The sequence below is a fragment of the Chryseobacterium koreense CCUG 49689 genome (assembly GCF_001045435.1).
Taxonomy (GTDB): Bacteria; Bacteroidota; Bacteroidia; order Flavobacteriales; family Weeksellaceae; genus Kaistella; species Kaistella koreensis.
In genome coordinates, this window is record NZ_LFNG01000010.1 from 17,325 (window position 1) to 34,420 (window position 17,096).

Genomic DNA, 17,096 nt, shown 5'->3' on the forward strand with positions numbered 1-17,096 from the left:
CATAGAGAAAACCACCTTGATATGTCCGGACAAAAAGCATTCCAATCGGGAAAGGTACAGGCTTGTATTATTTTTCAAATACTTGCAGATTATGGTGAGAAATAGGTGTTGAGGATGTATTATGATTTAACCGAAGCTAATTTTGAGAAAAAAAGCGAGCATATTATTTCTTTTGAAAGCGCTCAAAATACCTGTTTATATAATAAATCTATCCTTAACCGCGAAGTATTTCGGGGTTTCTATTGAACGGGATGCATGGATTTTGGCTTTTAGTGCTATGATATTGATTGACACTGCGTTATGGGGGCCAATCAATGAAACCTTTCGTGCAAAATTTATCTTCATCAAGGAAAAAGAGGGTGAACAAATTGCACTGCGGAAAACAAGGTCAATGCTTTTCTTCGTCATTGTTTTTTCATTACTGATTTCTGCTGTCATTATGAAATTTCCACAGCTTCTTTCTGTGGTGATTGCCCCAAAATATTCAGGAAATGAACTGTCAGTTCTCAATGAAATTATCGTTTATTCCACCAGTGTTTTGCTGGTAAACCAATTGATGCAAATCGGAATCAGTGTGCTCAATGCTTATGATTCATTCTATATTCCAGAAATTTCAGGTTTTATCAGTTCGCTACTCACCTTGGTGCTGATTGTTTGGCTGGCTCCAATTATCGGTATCTACGCGCTGTTAATTGGTTATCTGGTTGGATCTATCATTTTGATTTTGTTTTTAGTGCTGCATTTAAGAAAACGAGGAGTTGCCATTTTTGCTGATTTCTTTAATTTCAGATTCAAAGATTTTGGGGAGTTTTTTCTTTTTTCTTTACCAATGTTTGCCCCTTTATTTCTATACCAGATCAATACATTTATCGAAAAGGCCCTTTCATCGACTTTAGGTGTTGGGCTCGTCTCTGTTTTGGACTATGGGAGAAAGATACCAGAGTTGCTTCTTACTGTTTTTGTGAGTATAATTACCGCGCTGCTTTTGCCTGTGCTTTCCAGGCACTACATCCGTGGTGAGATGGAGAAATTCCAGATCTCTTTTACCCAGATTTTTAATATAGGAATTTTATTCATGACCTTGCTAATGGGAATGATGTTTGTGGGGGGTGAGGTGATCATTCGTTTTTTGTATGATAAAGGGCAAATTTCTGATCAAATGCTTGCACAGATACTGAATTTGTCGCAGTTTTATGTCATATCTTTATTGGGTTCTTTCGTTCAGATTATTTTCGGAATCTCCCTGATCGCCACTGATCAAAACAAGTTAATGGGAATTGTTGTCGCAGGAGGTCAAGTCTTGATGATTGTGGTGAATTTTGTTTTTTTGAACCATCTGAAGATCTACGTGTTTCCCGCTTCGCTTTTTGTCATCAATTTGATCATCGGGATAGTGATTTATAGCCTAATAAAATTTGATAAGATATTGATTGGGAAATCATTCCTGAAATACTCCTTATTTTTTCTGCTTAATGTGGTGGTGGCATACTTTATCGGAAGCAAGATGTTTTTTTTAGAAAATAAATTGCTTAATGCAATTTTGCTATATTTAATCTTTATTACGGTTTTGATCGGGGAATTATTTATATTTAAAATCGAAGAAAGAAAAGTTCTCGTTCAAGGGATGTCAATTATAAAAAAAATTAAAAACCAGAAAATTAAACGATTTTAAATATGGAAAACACTTTCGAAATTTTCAGTAAGAATTATGTGGATAAACCGGATGTTTACTATGGTAACACACGGCCCGAAGTGGAGGAGCTTATTCCCGTCCACTGTAAAACTTTTCTCGATGTAGGCTGTAGCGATGGCTCATTTGGGGCATATTTGAAATCAAAGCGACAAGATGCGGTGGTTTGGGGAATTGAACCGCATGAGCGATTTGCAAAAAAAGCGGAATCTGTTCTTGACAGGTCAATTAACAGTTTCTACACTGCGGAATTGCAGGAAATCCAGAATAAGACCTTCGACTGCATTTCGTTCAATGATGTGCTGGAGCACCTTTTTGATCCTAAACAAGCATTGGAGATATCTAAAAATTTTCTCTCCGACGAGGGCGTTGTGGTTGCATCCATCCCTAGTGTTTTGTTTTTCCATGTTTTTTTTGAACAGATTATCCTGAAAAAGGAATGGAAATATACCGACGGAGGAACTTTGGATGAAACCCATGTGCGGTTTTTCACCAGGAAAAGTATCCAAAGATTGTTTGAAGAAACAGGTTATGAAATCATTAAACTGGTTGGTATCAACAAAACACGCAGTAAGAAATTCCTGCTGCTGAATCTGGCCACATTCGGTTATTTTAATGACTGGAAATTCATGCAGTTTGCAGTGGTGGCAAAAAAGAAAAAATAGATGGAAGTTTCAATTATTATCGTTAATTACAAAACTCCACAGCTCGCAAAGAATTGTATTGATTCCATAAAGAAGTACACCAGTGGAATTGATTATGAGATTATTTTGGTAGATAATAATTCGGGAGATGGCTCTGAAGAAATTTTAAGGAAAATCGAAGAGATCAACTATCTCCAGTCGCCTGAAAATGTAGGTTTTGGCAGAGCAAATAATTTGGGACTGAAATCAGCCGCCGGCGAGTGGATATTGTTCCTGAATTCGGATACATTGCTCTTGGAGAATTCTGTAAAAAAAATGTTGGATTTTTTTAAACAAAACGAAGACAAGTTGGCAATTGGGAGTTTAGGAGTAACGCTCATTAACCATAATAACGAAATGATCCATTCCGCAGGAGACTTGCCAACTGTAGTAAATTTGCTAAGTTCGTACGTACAAAATTTTTTTAGAAAAGATTTTCACAGGAGAAAAAACGGAAAAGAAGTGTCTAAATATCGGTCGGAAATAGCTGAAGTTGGTTATGTGACCGGAGCTGATTTAATGGTGCGCAAAGAGGTCTTTGAGTCCATTGAAAATTTTGATCCAGATTTTTTCATGTATTACGAAGATGCTTTGGTCGGTCAACGATTAAGGCAAATTGGCAAAAAGAATTATATCTGCAATTGCTCGCAAATTGTACATCTTGAAGGTGAAAGCTTTAAGACGCCAAATCTTCTGAAAAGGATTATGGTTGAAAAAAGTATGTTTATTTATGTAAAGAAGACCTCCGGAAAATTGAGTTATTTTCTCTTTAGAATTATTTTTATGTTGATCAATTTCCCCGTTTTGATCTTGAAATTTAGGAGAACAGGTTCATGGCGATATTTGAAGCATTTGATTAGTTTTTGAAGAAATCTGTTTTAGTTGTATACGTTGAAAAATGAAATTTAAATTAGGAAGAAAATCATATCTGGCACTGACTATAGGTGGTTGGTTCCTATTTATAGGATTCGCGATTTTTAAGATTGACGAAGTGAAAACCCGTCCCATTATTTCGGAATTAATCGTCAGTGCATTTCTGGTTCAGTTATCCGTGATGAACTTCATCTGGAATTGGTATAAGAGGCAGCGGCCAACTTTGCTGGATTGGTTTAGGCTATCCACGTTCTTGGCGGTGGTTTATTCCTATTTTAAATTAATTGACAAGTTTGATGGCAAGATTGACTGGGTATATGGAAGCCAATATTTCGACAGATTTTACATTTTGCCTTCACTATTGGTGGTTTTGTGCGGTTTGTCAACTCTATTTATTTCCGAAAACCTCCTCCGATATATCATAAAAAAGCGAGAAAGTATTAGAAATTTTTCCAATACATCATACGAAATTAGGAGCAAAGCAGTTTTTTACCCGATCGTATTTATCGTTCTTGGGATTCAGGCTTACTTATTAATTAGCGGAAAGGTCGGCTATGGTGCAAAAGCAGAAGATGCTACCGGAGCTTTTTCATTTGTACAGCAGATATTCTTGAGTTTGTCAACGTTCATTTTCTCTGCATTGGCAATTTTTAAATATTCCCTGAATGAAAAAAGTCGAACGCTGAACTTTACTTTTTATTTCTATTTTGCATGTCAGATTTTGCTTGGTTTGCTGTCAGGAATGAAAGGAAATGTCATTTATACATTCGTCATCGTACTTATTCCTTTTCTCTTTAGCGGACGAATTGTTCCCAAAAAGTATATTATCATGGCGGTTATTCCCGCGCTTCTACTTTATCCTTTGATGGATAATTACCGGGACACCTTGAGGGATTTTCCGAAGCTGTCCAAAGAAAAATCATTTGGATTGGCACTGGGAAAAACTTTTGGGACGGAGCTTACAAGTAATATTTCTGCCGGCGGAGATAAATACACCAGCAGAATGGAAATGTTTCCCGCATTGCTGACCTCCGTTGAACTGGAGCCGCAATGGAAGGAATATAAAGATATGACAAGATATATCTACATTCCAGTATCTTTTTTCCCTAGGGTCATCATCCCTGGAAAACCCATAGCAGATACTGGAGAGAAGTTAAATTATATGATTTCAGGATTAACGGGAAGCTCTCAAACGCCAACAACTTTTGGATGGGCTTATCTGGAAGGCGGGTACACGTATGTGGTGCTCTCTTTTCTTATTTTCGCTATCTTCATCTGCTTTCTTGAATTCAAAATTGGTGCAGATAGCCTTTTAGGACTATTAATATATATTAGCTTGATTGTTACGTTGTTTGTCGTGGAACATGATATTTATTTTATACTAAGCAAAATTTTGCAGAACCTGGTCGTTTATTATTTTTTTTATAAATTGCTCTTCCGCGAAAAGCAAAAAGTGAAAACCTAAAATTATGAAATCAATACTCCTATTGTTCATTGCCATACCTTTTTTAGGACTAGCGCAAAATTCAGATGTAATAAGCGTCGCAGATCGAAACTCAAAAGAGTCTGTCAGTTTTCGAAGGATTAGCACTTCTGATGAGGGCAAAAAGATTGATGATCAGCAGGTGGACGATGTAATTTACAAAAAAATTAACGGCAATTTTTATAAGCGGGTTATTCCACAAAACATTGTTGACGTGACTTGGTTCGGCAATACTTCAGACGCCATTCAAAAAGCAGTAGATTTTGCTTCAGTTAATCTTGGGCCATGGAAAAGGGCAAAATATTCAATTTACCTTCCCGAAGGAACTTATGTCATTGATAAACCCATTAAAATCACAAATGTAGAAGGAATACATATCTATGGTGGAGGAATTGGCACTTTGTTGGAAATCAAAGAAAATACAAAGATCTCGTCGATTTTTGAGTTAAATGGTACAGCATATGGGGTTTACGAAAATTTCTATTTCGGTGGCGCACCAGGTTCTTCCTGTGATAATTTTATCTACATGTATTGGGGAGATAAAAAAAGCGACGTGCAACCGGTAGGTTATCCCAAAAGAAGTTCAACGCAAAATTCCTTTACCAACATTCGGAATATTTCCGGCAAATTTAAAGATGCAGTTCGCATTGATGGACATAATCAGAACGATATGTCTATGTGGTACAACTGCTCTTTTAACGGTAACTGGACTCCTAAAGAAAAGGATTTTTTTCAGTCAGCATTTAATATTGGAGATGGAACAGCTGGAAACAACCTGATTCACAATTTTCAAAATTCCTATATTGTGGGGGTAAAGAACGCGTTTATTTTTGGTGGAGTAGGCGGCTCGATTACAGGAGGTGGCGCATCAAATGTAGATACATATATTGTTCGAAATAATCCCAACGAAACATTGCTCGTTTCCGGGGTCAGGCTGGAAGGAACTAGCAGGATTTACAGAAATGAGGGGTATCTCAATGGAATTCATGAATATCCAGACAATGTGACCTTCCAAAACCTATGGTATTCTGCGTCTGGTTCCCCGCATGACTATTTCGATTCAGCGGCAGACGGAATATTGATTTTTCATGGAGGCGGTACTTTAAACATCATGGGAAGTACCTTTACCTATTTTCCTAAAGATAAGAAAATTCGGATTAAGCTTTCTGGTGCCATGAACAATAATTTTCATAATGCCATAAATATTATCGGAAGCAATATTCCTGAGAAATTTGAAAATCTCTTTATTGTAGATTCATGGGCACATGCATCTGCGAACGTAATCGGTAGCAATGAGACAGCAGAAGGTGGAATGAAGATGGGAAACCATGTACACCAGTGGATGAAGGACTTTAATTATAAATCTACATCTCTGCCAAACAAGTAATGATTATTCTCCTTTTTGCTTTACTGGCATTATCGTTCCTTGCAGAAGCATTTAACTTTAAGTACAAAAATTGGTGCACCGCACTGATGCTTATTTTACTCATTGCAGCTGAGGCGATTAAAAACCATAGTGGAATTGATTACACAAACGGCTACAATCATTATTACGCCGCAATGCAGGGCAATACCCAAAGCACTTATGAGTATTTGTATAGGTTATTGGTGAATTTTTTCTCCTCACTTAAACTGCCTTATCACGGATTCCTACTCATTTATTTTTCGGTGGTTTATTTGCTGTATTATTTTGCGCTGTCCAAATTCACGGAATACAGAAATACGGCATTGATATTTTTGTATTGCATCACCATTGGATTGATGGGCAGCAATCGGCAAATTCTGGCACTTGCGATCGGGATTTTCGCCTCAGCCTATTTTCTTCCGCGGCAAAAAATCAATTTCGCTCTATGTATTCTGGTGGCCATTTTCATTCATCAGTCTGCATTTTTTCTCTTACCATTTATATTATGGAACAAGCGAGTCGGAATCAGAATTTATTGTTATTTCTTAGTTTTTGCAGTTTTCATGCAAATTTTCCATCTCAGCAAACCACTGCTCAATTTTCTGATGCTCAATTTTGCCCCCAATATCACCACTCAGAAAGCGATCATCTACGATGCAATGCCGAGCAGCGAATTTTCAGCTGTTGGGTTTTCTCTGGGGGTGGTCAGAAGGTTGATTCCGCTCATCTTGATGCTGGTTTTTGAAAAAGAATTGAGGTCAAATCTAAAGTTTGATTTCGTGTTCAATGTGCTTTTTTTGTCGCTGTTCACCTACATTCTGATGTATCAGGACTTGGAGTACATCGCCTCCCGGATTGGTGTCTATTATCTCGTGTTTGAGGCAGTGCTGTATTCCTGGTTTGTTCCGATCATCGTGCGCCACCAAAAGAAATACCTATGGATTGCTCTCTATTTATTTTTTTGCGGTTTTCTCATTTATAAAAACACCCATTATTTCCCTGAACTTTTCTTTCCATTTAGAACACTTTATTTTACTTTTTAATGAAGATTCACTATTTTTTCAGACAGTTTCATGCACATCAAATCAGTATCGAAAAAGTTTTCGATACTATTTCGCAGCAGATGAAAACAGAGGGAATAGAGGTCCGGAAAATAACAAATCCGTACCCATTTACAATTTTCGGACTCATCAATGCGCTCCTTTTTTTTAGGAAAAATCAAGCCGATATCAATCATATCACTGGTGATATTCATTGGTCAGTGTTGGGTCTTGATGCTAAAAAAACCATACTGACTATCCACGATTTGGTTGGATTGTGCGATTTGACCGGTATAAGAAAGAAAATTTATTATTTCCTATGGTTTTATTTCCCTGTCAAAAAAGCAAGGTATATCACCGTGGTTTCTGAAAAAACCAAAAATGAAATTATTGGATTGCTTCCGGGTGCCGCGAAGAAGATCACGGTGATTCCCAATCCGCTGACCACCGAAGTAGCCCCTTTAATTCTTGATAAAGAGAACCTTAAGCCACATGTATTGGTTGTGGGAACTAGGGCAAACAAGAATGTTGACAGAATTATTGAGGCGATCGCCAACCTAGATATTTTATTAACCATTGTGGGCGAACTTACAGAAAATCAAAAGAACGAACTGGAGAGAAGAAACATAAGATTCAACCAACGATTTCAAATTTCTGATCAAGAGCTGAATGAATGTTATGACCAAGCGGACATTTTGTGCTTCCCATCGCTATATGAAGGATTTGGATTGCCAATCCTTGAAGCTCAAGCACGCAATTGCGCAGTAATCACCTCCAATATTTCCCCAATGAAGGAAATTGCGTCTGATTCTGCAATTTTAGTAAATCCGGAATCTTCCGCACAAATCAAGGAAGCTGTTGAAAAAATTGTGAAAAATCCAGAACTGAAAAAAAAATTGATTTTGCAGGGCAGAGAGAACGTTAAAAAATACAGTTTGGAAAATATCACTAAACAATATATCCAATTATACCATAAAATTGTGAAAGAAAATGATATTAATTGACGCCCTTTACATCAATGGTGGCGGCGGAAAAGTGCTGCTAGATAATCTAGTTTCTGAGTTGGAAAGTCGGGATGTGGAGGTACTGATTCTTATTGACAAAAGAATTGAGAACAACCCATTTTATGCCGGGTTGAAAAATAGAGTGATCTTCATGGAGGCGGGTTTGAGAAATAGAAAAGAATTTTATAAAGCCAATGAAAGTAAATTTAATGCTGTTCTTTGTTTCGGCAATTTGCCGCCTTCACGGAGGTTGAGTGCTAAAGTTTATACTTATTTTCATCAGCCGCTCTATTTGAAAATACCGGAAAATTTTTCACTCAAAAATAAATTCCTATATAATTTAAAAGTTTTCATATTAAGGCGTTTGATGAAGAATACAGATTTCTGGCTTGTTCAGTCTGATTTGATCAAGAGCCAGTTTCAAAAGAAATATAAAGTTTCTAATGTGAAGGTGTTGCCATTTTATCCACCATTAAAAAATGAGGGGGAAACCATGAGAATTGAAAACACATATCTCTACGTAAGCAATGCAACACCTCACAAAAACCATAAATATCTGATCGATGCATTCTGCCAATTTTTCGACCAAAAACAAACAGGAACGCTGATCTTGACGGTTTCTGAAGATTATCCTGAAACCATGCAGCTCATTGACCAGAAAATCGCACAGGGATATCCCATCGAAAATATTGGTTTTGTCAATAGAGATCAACTGGCAAAAGTTTATGCAGGTGCTGAATTTTTGATCTTTCCTTCCTTGACAGAAAGCTTCGGCTTGGGTTTAGTAGAAGCAATAGACCTTGGCTGTAAGGTGATCGCGGCCGATCTTCCTTATACCTATGCAGTTTGTGAACCAAGCTTAACCTTTAATCCGCACCAAGTGCAATCCATCGTTGATGCATTATCATTATCTTTGCAAAAAGACGTAAAACCTTCCGTAAACAAGGTCCCAAATCAAATAGATGAATTAATAGCGTTATTACAATAGTATGCAAATAAAAGATAAAACCCTCCTCATCACCGGTGGAACCGGATCTTTCGGTACTGCGGTGCTCAACCGTTTCTTACATACAGACCATTTCAGGGAAATCCGAATCTTTTCCCGGGACGAAAAGAAACAGGATGACATGAGAAACCTCTACAAAAACGATAAAATAAAATACTATATCGGCGATGTGAGGGATTACTACGGCGTGGAACCCGCTACAAGAGGAGTGGACTACATTTTTCACGCAGCAGCCTTAAAACAAGTTCCATCATGTGAATTTTTTCCAATGCAGGCCGTGAAAACCAATGTGGAGGGGACCTCAAACGTGATCCGCGCAGCAGGAGCCAACAAAGTGAAAAAAGTGATTTGCCTCAGCACAGATAAAGCCGCTTATCCTATCAACGCCATGGGAATCTCTAAAGCAATGATGGAAAAAGTAGCGGTGGCAGAATCCCGAAACCTGACTGATACCGTGGTTTGTTTAACTCGTTACGGAAACGTTATGGCATCCCGCGGTTCTGTAATTCCTTTGTTTTTAAATCAAATTCAAAAAGGAGAACCGATTACCATCACCGATCCTCAGATGTCCCGATTCTTTATGTCTTTGGAAGACGCGGTAGATTTGGTTTTATTTGCATTTGAAAACGGTAATCCGGGGGATTTATTCGTGAACAAAGCTCCTGCGGGAAGTATCGGTGATTTGGCGCAGGCTTTAATTGAGCTGACCGGCAAAGAAGTTCCCATCAAAATTATCGGAACACGCCATGGTGAAAAATTATATGAAACACTCTGTACAAGGGAAGAAATGCTGAATGCTGAAGATATGGGGGAATTCTACAGAATTCCGGCAGATAACCGTGATTTGAACTATGCCAAATATTTTTCAGAAGGAACCGAGGATATCTCCAAAGTGGAAGATTATCACTCACACAACACCCATCAGCAGGGAGTGGAAGGATTGAAAAAACTGATTTCCAAACTGCCTTTGATCAGAAAAGAAATTTTCGGGGAAGACGTGCAGCAATATCCTTACTAATAAAGACGATCATAAAAAGTGTCGGTATGTTGTTGAAAGGAAGTTTCCACCAAGACGAAAGAGGCGTCATCACTTTTAATAATGATTTTGATGCTGCGGAAATCAAAAGGATTTATACGATGGAAAACCGTTCACCAGATTTCGTCCGCGGTTGGCAAGGACATAAAATTGAGCAGCGGTGGTTTGCATGTGTTGCCGGTGAATTTGAGATTTCTGTGATTGAGATCGATGATTTTGAAAATCCTTCAAAAGATTTAATGATCTCGAAATATATTTTGCAAGATAAAGCACTAACTTTCCTGCATGCTCCTGCGGGTTGCGTCACCGCAATTCAGGCAAAGAAAGAAGGCAGCAAACTTTTGGTTTTAGCGGACTATGGTTTGGGAGAAATTCAGGATGAATACCGTTTTCCATTGGATTACTTTAAAAATAACTTATGATAAAAATAGGAATTACCGGGCAGAATGGATTTGTTGGCTCAAGTTTGTATAACACCTTGGGTTTGTATCCAGATGAATTTCAAAGAATTGATTTCCATAAAGAGTTTTTTGAAAATTCCGGTCAATTGGATGATTTCGTAAGGCAGTGCGATGTGATTGTACACCTGGCCGCGATGAACCGTCATCCGGATCCGGAAGTGATTTATGAAAACAATATTGGTCTGGTTAAAAAATTAACCGAATCATTGGAAAGAACCGCTTCAACAGCACATGTTCTTTTTTCATCTTCTTCGCAAGAAGAACGGGACAACCTTTATGGAAAGTCCAAAAAAGAAGGTCGGGAATTCTTGGCATACTGGGCAAAAAACAATGGCGGAAAATTTACCGGAATGATTATTCCCAATGTTTTCGGACCTTTCGGACAACCCAATTATAATTCCTTCATTGCTACTTTTTGCCATAAACTGACTCACGGAGAAAATCCCGTGATCGATAACGATGGCGAAGTGAAACTGATTTATGTCGGAGATTTGGTTCAGGAAATGATCGGGCAAATCAGATCTGGTGAAACCAACGAAGAGTATTCGGTTCCCCACAGAACTACCATAAAAGTGTCGGAAGTCCTTTCAAAACTGGAGAACTTCAAAAAACGCTATTTCGATGGGGGAGAAATTCCCGAACTGAAAACTGATTTTGATTATCAGCTGTTCAATACTTTCAGATGTTATTTCGATTTAAAAAATCATTATCCGGTTAAATTCACCCAGCATACCGATCCACGTGGAGCTTTTGTGGAAGTGATCCGTTTGGGAATTGGCGGGCAATGTTCTTTCTCGACCACCGTTCCGGGAATTACCCGGGGAAATCATTTCCATACCAGAAAAATTGAAAGATTTGCAGTAATTAAAGGAAAAGCTTTGATTCAGCTCAGAAAAATAGGTACCGATGAAGTTCTTGATTTTTATCTGGACGGAGCCGAACCGGCTTATGTGGATATGCCGATTTGGTACACCCACAATATCAAAAATATAGGCGAAGATGATCTGTACACCATTTTTTGGATCAATGAGCCATATAATCCTGAAGATGCAGATACTTATTTTGTAGAAGTTTAAATCTTAGAGAAAAAAATGAAAAAACTTAAAGTGATGACGGTCGTCGGAACCCGTCCGGAAATTATCCGACTGGCCAGAGTTCTTACCGCGCTCGATCATTCCGAAGCCGTGGAACATGTCATCGTTCACACCGGCCAAAATTACGATTACGAACTCAACCAAATATTTTTTGAGGATTTAGGACTCAGAAAACCAGATTATTTTCTGGAAGCTGCCGGAAAAACCGCCACAGAAACAGTCGGAAATATTTTAATTAAAATCGATCCGCTTTTGAAAGAATTAAAACCGGATGCATTTTTGGTTTTAGGCGATACCAATTCCTGCCTTTGCGCAATTCCTGCCAAGAAAAGACAAATTCCGATTTTCCACATGGAGGCCGGAAACCGCTGCTTCGATCAAAGAGTTCCGGAAGAGACCAACCGTAAAATCGTAGATCACACCGCAGATATCAATTTGACTTACAGCGATATCGCCAGAGAATATCTTTTAAGGGAAGGACTTCCGGCTGACAGAATCATCAAAACCGGTTCGCCGATGTTTGAAGTATTGAACCATTATCTTCCGGAAATTGAAAAATCCGATGTCCTTGCAAGATTGAATCTAGAAGAAGGAAAATATTTCGTGATCAGTTCACATCGTGAAGAAAACATCAATTCCGATAAAAATTTCATTGGTTTGATGGAAAGTTTAAATACGATTGCCGAAAAATATGGATACCCGATCATCGTTTCCACGCATCCGCGAACACGCAATATGATCGACAAAAAGCAAATCCAGATGCGGCCTGAAATCCAGTTTCTGAAACCGCTTGGGTTTTTGGATTACAACGCGCTTCAAATGAGGAGCTTCGCAGTTCTTTCAGATTCCGGAACGATTTCAGAGGAGTCATCGATCCTCAACTTCAGAGCCTTGAATATTCGGGAAGCCCACGAAAGACCCGAAGCCATGGAAGAAGCAAGCGTGATGATGGCGGGACTTTCACCCGAAAGAATCTTGCAGGGACTTGCACAGCTTCAGCAACAAAAAACCGGAGCTGAAAGAAACTACAGAAGAGTTTCTGATTATTCCATGCCGAATGTTTCGGAAAAAGTAGTGCGGATCATTTTGAGTTATACGGATTATGTGAACCGGGTGGTTTGGAGTAAAAATTAATGAGCAATAATTTTTTCTATATCGCCCAGTTTTTTACGCCGGAACCTTACTTAAAAGATATCAAATTTATCAAAAAAATTAAGGACAAAGGTTGGAATCCTATCGTCATCACCGGTTTTCCCAATTATCCGAAAGGTAAAATCTATGACGGATATCAAAACCGGCTTTTTTCCGAAGAAACGATGGATGGCATTAAAGTGATTCGGGTTTTCACTTATGCAGATCATAGTTTGAGCAGCATCAAGAGGACTTTGAATTATTTAGTGTTTGGAATTTTCGCTGCATTCGCAATTCTAAAATATGGGCGAAGAGACAGCTTTTATTATATTTTGCAGTCTTCACCTTTTGTGGTTTTTTGTGCTTGGATGGTGAAATTATTCAAGCCAAACTCCAAAACGCTATTGGATATTCAGGACGTTTTTCCTGAAAACATAAGGATTTCCGGATTCATCAAGTCGAAAAGGATCATCAGTATCCTGGATTTTTTGCTGGATCGGTTTTATTACAGCGCATTTGATCTGTTTGTCACGGTTTCAGAGAGTTTTAGAAAAATCGTCGCCCTTAAGAATATTTCGCTCGACCGAATACTGACCCTTTATAATTGGTCAATGGTGGAAAAAGCTCCAAATCAGCAAAAAGAAGAGTACCAATTTCAAACCGATGGTTTTAATATTGTCTATGCCGGAAATATTGGCGTGCATCAAGGGTTGTCAAAATTAGCAGCCGGAATCAGCTCTATTGTACAGAAAAGACCCAATGTCTTCTTTCATTTTTTTGGCGATGGGACTGATTTTGAAAAATTGAAAGCTGCGACGGCTGGAAACTCAAATGTGATTTTGCATGGCCGGGTTTCCAGTACAGAAATTTGCAAATACTTGGACGGTGCGGATGTTTTGTTTTTGCACCTCATCAAAGATCCCATTTATGAATGCATTATTCCGTCAAAACTCCAGACCTATATTGAAGTTGGAAAACCAATTTTGGCGGGCATTGAAGGGGAACCGAGAGCTTTCATCACCGATCACCAAATAGGTGAAGCATTTAACTCGGAAGACCAGGAGGATTTCCAAAAAGCCGTACTCAGAATAATTGGCTATTCACAGGAGGAAATTGTAGAAATTTGCAAAAGAAGTTTAATTTTGTATCAGAATCAGTTTTCACGCCAAGCGGGTGCTGACCGAGTTGATCAATTCATCAGAAAGCATAGGTAATGAACGTTCGTGTGGCCACTAAAAAAGATATCGATTCCATCGTTGAAGTGCACATGGAAAGGTTCTCCTCTTTTTTTCTGACGAGTTTGGGGAAACCGTTTTTAAAGGCCTTTTACAAGGCATTTCTAAAGAATCCGGCACTATTGCTGGTATTGGAAGATGAAGGCATCGTTAAAGGTTTCGCGGCGGGAAGCAGAGACAGCCGTTCATTCTTCCGGAAACTTTTGAAAAATAATTTATTGGGGTTCGCGCTGGCCGGAATAAAAATATTGTTCACCAATCCGGCAGCTTTGAAAAGAATGGCGTCAAATGCAGGTAAATCTGAAAAAAATAATCATATTTTTGCAGAGTTGCTGAGTATAGCCACCTTAAGAAATAAAAAAGGGTACGGTAAGATCCTTTTGGATGAATTCGAAAAAGAAATCGAAAAAGAAAACAGGGAGAATTTGCCGATTTCATTGACAACCGATTTTGATGAGAATGAAAAGACGGTCCAGTTTTATAGAGATTGCGGATATGAAGTCAATGAAATTTTCGAAAGTTACCATGGCAGAAAAATGTACAGATTTATAAAACGCAAATAATATAAAAATTATGAAAATCCCTTTCTCACCTCCTTACATTGACGATGATGTGATCACCGAAGTGGTGGATACGCTCCAATCTGGATGGATCACAACCGGCCCGAAAGTAAAGGCGCTGGAAGAGGAAGTATGCGAACTGACCGGTGTTTCCAATGCATTGTGCGTCAACTCGTGGACTTCCGGAGCGATCCTGATCATGAAGTGGTTCGGAATCAAGGAAGGGGATGAGGTGATTATTCCGGCATATACCTACAGCGCAACCGCTTTGGCAGTTCTTCACTGTGGCGGTACTCCCGTGATGGTAGATGTGAAAGAAGACTTCACCATAGATCCGGAAAAAATAAGGGCCGCAATCACCGATCGAACGAAAGTGATCATGCCAGTAGATATTGCGGGACTTCCTTGCGATTACGACCCAATCAATGAAATTGTCCATTCGGAAGAGATCAAGAAATTATTTAAACCAACTTCTGAAAACCAGAAAAAACTGGGAAGGATTTTGGTGCTTTCAGATGCGGCACACTCCATCGGTGCAACTTATAATGGAAAGCCAACAGGAGTTTTGACCGATATTACCATTTTCTCTTTCCACGCCGTAAAAAACATCACTTCTGCGGAAGGAGGAGCGATTTGCATCAATCTTCCTGCCCCTTTTGACAATGCGGAAGAATATAAAACGATGCGTCTTTGGACATTAAACGGACAAACTAAGGATGCTTTCACCAAATCCCAAGGTGGAGGAAGCAGCTGGAAATACGATATTGTCTTCCAAGGCCTAAAGGTAAATATGCCCGATGTTTGTGCGGCAATTGCTTTAGCCCAAATTAGAAATTATAATACGGAATTGCTTCCTGAAAGAAAAAGGGTTGCCGAACGATATCACGAATTTTTTAGCTCAAAAAAATGGGCCCAATTGCCTGTAATAGAAGATGCTAAAAGAAAAGCCTGTGACCATCTTTATGCACTGAGAATCAATGGAATTACCGAAGAGCAAAGAGATGCGATGATGGTTTCTATAGCGGATGATGAAGTGTCTGTGAACGTGCATTTTATCCCAATGCCTATGTTGACCCTGTTTAAAGACTTAGGGTATAAGATTGCAGATTATCCGGTGGCGTATGATAATTTTTCCCGGGAAATTTCCCTGCCGATCTATCCGCAACTATCTGACGAGGAAATTGATTTCATCTGTCAAAGCATTGAGAAAGCTTATGAGAAAATTTTGGTAAATGAAGCGGCTGTTTGATATTGTTTTTTCTTTTTTTGGTATCCTGCTTCTGTCGCCGGTTTTCCTCGTTATTTCCATCTTGATCTTACTGGACAGCAAAGGAGGGGTTCTGTACAAACAGGAACGTACCGGAAAAGGAGATAGGATTTTCAAGGTCTTGAAATTCCGGACTATGCGGCCAGATTCTTTTGCCAAAGGAGCACTCACCGTTGGGAGTCGGGATCCCAGAATTACCAACGTTGGATATTACTTAAGGAAATATAAGCTTGATGAACTTCCACAACTTTTCAACGTTTTTATCGGTGAAATGTCTTTTGTAGGTCCAAGACCCGAAGTAAAGAAGTATACAGATTTGTACAATGAAGAGCAGAAAAAAGTTTTGACCGTAGTTCCCGGTATCACAGATTATGCATCCATCAAATTTAGGAACGAGAATGATTTGCTCTCAGCAAGTGATAATCCGGAAAAATTATACATCGAAGAAATCATGCCGGAAAAACTGAACTTAAACCTGAAATATATTGCCGATAATAATGTATTTAAAGACATCAAGATTATTTTCGATACTTTTTATACGATAATCAATCACTGATCATGAAAATTAAACCCACCCCCCTCAAAGACTGCTACGTTATAGAACCTGCAATTGTTGCTGATGAACGTGGTTATTTTTACGAAAAGTTCAACGAAAAAAAATTTGAAGAACTCACAGGATTAAACGGACATTTCGTGCAGGATAATATTTCAAAATCCTCCTATGGGGTATTGCGTGGAATACATTTGCAGAAAGGGGAACATGCCCAAGCAAAACTGGTTTCCTGTTTGGAGGGAAGAGTTTTCGATGTCGCAGTAGATTTACGGGAAGATTCGCCAACTTTCGGACAGTGGTTCGGAATAGAATTATCAGATGAGAATAAGCTACAATTATATGTTCCAAGAGGATTTGGTCATGGCTTTTCGGTCTTGTCCGAATCTGCAATTTTCGCTTACAAATGTGACAATTATTACAATAATGGGTCTGAAGGAGGGATTTTATGGAAAGATATAGAGTTAAACATCGATTGGAAGCTGCCTGCAGAAGCAATTATACTTTCTGAAAAAGACAAAAACCTCCCGAAATTCAGCGAAAGAAACTTTTAATGCTATTTTCACTAAACCACTTCG

At 38.7% G+C, this 17,096-nt stretch carries 17 protein-coding genes; all 17 read left to right on the forward strand.

What is annotated here, in order from left to right:
• Positions 1–172 precede the first annotated feature (172 nt).
• Genes ACM44_RS08055 through rfbC form a run of 17 tightly spaced genes read left to right on the forward strand, consistent with a single transcriptional unit; the run spans position 173 to position 17,072 of the window.
• Positions 173–1,672 carry a lipid II flippase MurJ gene (locus tag ACM44_RS08055; RefSeq protein WP_160303990.1) on the forward strand — a complete coding sequence of 500 codons (1,500 nt, stop codon included), beginning with the start codon at positions 173–175 and terminating at the stop codon, positions 1,670–1,672.
• A 2-nt stretch (positions 1,673–1,674) separates the two neighbouring features.
• The gene (locus tag ACM44_RS08060; RefSeq protein ID WP_048499526.1) at positions 1,675–2,355 is read left to right on the forward strand and encodes a class I SAM-dependent methyltransferase; all 681 of its coding nucleotides are present in this window, start codon (positions 1,675–1,677) and stop codon (positions 2,353–2,355) included.
• Positions 2,356–3,240 (forward strand): glycosyltransferase family 2 protein, encoded by an 885-nt coding sequence (locus tag ACM44_RS08065; RefSeq protein ID WP_048499527.1) that lies wholly within the window; start codon positions 2,356–2,358, stop codon positions 3,238–3,240.
• Positions 3,241–3,271: 31 nt separating this feature from the next.
• Positions 3,272–4,711 (forward strand): hypothetical protein, encoded by a 1,440-nt coding sequence (locus ACM44_RS08070; protein ID WP_048499528.1) that lies wholly within the window; start codon positions 3,272–3,274, stop codon positions 4,709–4,711.
• 4 nt (positions 4,712–4,715) lie between these two features.
• The gene (locus tag ACM44_RS08075; RefSeq protein WP_048499529.1) at positions 4,716–6,116 is read left to right on the forward strand and encodes a hypothetical protein; all 1,401 of its coding nucleotides are present in this window, start codon (positions 4,716–4,718) and stop codon (positions 6,114–6,116) included.
• Positions 6,116–7,177, forward strand: coding sequence for an EpsG family protein (locus tag ACM44_RS08080; protein WP_048499530.1), 1,062 nt, complete (start codon positions 6,116–6,118; stop codon positions 7,175–7,177). Before ACM44_RS08075 ends, ACM44_RS08080 begins: the two co-directional genes overlap by 1 nt.
• Positions 7,177–8,178 (forward strand): glycosyltransferase family 4 protein, encoded by a 1,002-nt coding sequence (locus tag ACM44_RS08085; RefSeq protein ID WP_048499531.1) that lies wholly within the window; start codon positions 7,177–7,179, stop codon positions 8,176–8,178. Before ACM44_RS08080 ends, ACM44_RS08085 begins: the two co-directional genes overlap by 1 nt.
• The gene (locus ACM44_RS08090) at positions 8,165–9,166 is read left to right on the forward strand and encodes a glycosyltransferase (protein ID WP_048499532.1); all 1,002 of its coding nucleotides are present in this window, start codon (positions 8,165–8,167) and stop codon (positions 9,164–9,166) included. Before ACM44_RS08085 ends, ACM44_RS08090 begins: the two co-directional genes overlap by 14 nt.
• Position 9,167: 1 nt before the next feature.
• Entirely contained in the window at positions 9,168–10,202 is a 1,035-nt protein-coding gene (locus ACM44_RS08095) for a polysaccharide biosynthesis protein (protein WP_048499533.1), read from the forward strand.
• A 26-nt stretch (positions 10,203–10,228) separates the two neighbouring features.
• Positions 10,229–10,642: a WxcM-like domain-containing protein gene (locus ACM44_RS08100; protein WP_053215451.1), complete on the forward strand. Its 414-nt coding sequence runs from the start codon at positions 10,229–10,231 to the stop codon at positions 10,640–10,642.
• Positions 10,639–11,757 carry a polysaccharide biosynthesis C-terminal domain-containing protein gene (locus ACM44_RS08105; RefSeq protein WP_048499535.1) on the forward strand — a complete coding sequence of 373 codons (1,119 nt, stop codon included), beginning with the start codon at positions 10,639–10,641 and terminating at the stop codon, positions 11,755–11,757. Before ACM44_RS08100 ends, ACM44_RS08105 begins: the two co-directional genes overlap by 4 nt.
• A gap of 15 nt (positions 11,758–11,772) precedes the next feature.
• On the forward strand, positions 11,773–12,909 hold the full coding sequence (gene wecB / locus ACM44_RS08110; RefSeq protein ID WP_048499536.1) for a non-hydrolyzing UDP-N-acetylglucosamine 2-epimerase: 1,137 nt from the start codon (positions 11,773–11,775) through the stop codon (positions 12,907–12,909).
• Entirely contained in the window at positions 12,909–14,120 is a 1,212-nt protein-coding gene (locus ACM44_RS08115) for a glycosyltransferase family 4 protein (protein ID WP_048499537.1), read from the forward strand. The genes wecB and ACM44_RS08115 overlap by 1 nt, the downstream gene beginning before the upstream one ends.
• Positions 14,120–14,704: a GNAT family N-acetyltransferase gene (locus ACM44_RS08120; RefSeq protein WP_048499538.1), complete on the forward strand. Its 585-nt coding sequence runs from the start codon at positions 14,120–14,122 to the stop codon at positions 14,702–14,704. The genes ACM44_RS08115 and ACM44_RS08120 overlap by 1 nt, the downstream gene beginning before the upstream one ends.
• Positions 14,705–14,714: 10 nt before the next feature.
• Positions 14,715–15,950 (forward strand): DegT/DnrJ/EryC1/StrS family aminotransferase, encoded by a 1,236-nt coding sequence (locus tag ACM44_RS08125; RefSeq protein WP_048499539.1) that lies wholly within the window; start codon positions 14,715–14,717, stop codon positions 15,948–15,950.
• Positions 15,934–16,524 (forward strand): sugar transferase, encoded by a 591-nt coding sequence (locus ACM44_RS08130; RefSeq protein ID WP_048499540.1) that lies wholly within the window; start codon positions 15,934–15,936, stop codon positions 16,522–16,524. Before ACM44_RS08125 ends, ACM44_RS08130 begins: the two co-directional genes overlap by 17 nt.
• 2 nt (positions 16,525–16,526) lie before the next feature.
• Entirely contained in the window at positions 16,527–17,072 is a 546-nt protein-coding gene (gene rfbC, locus ACM44_RS08135) for a dTDP-4-dehydrorhamnose 3,5-epimerase (RefSeq protein WP_048499541.1), read from the forward strand.
• Positions 17,073–17,096: the final 24 nt, after the last annotated feature.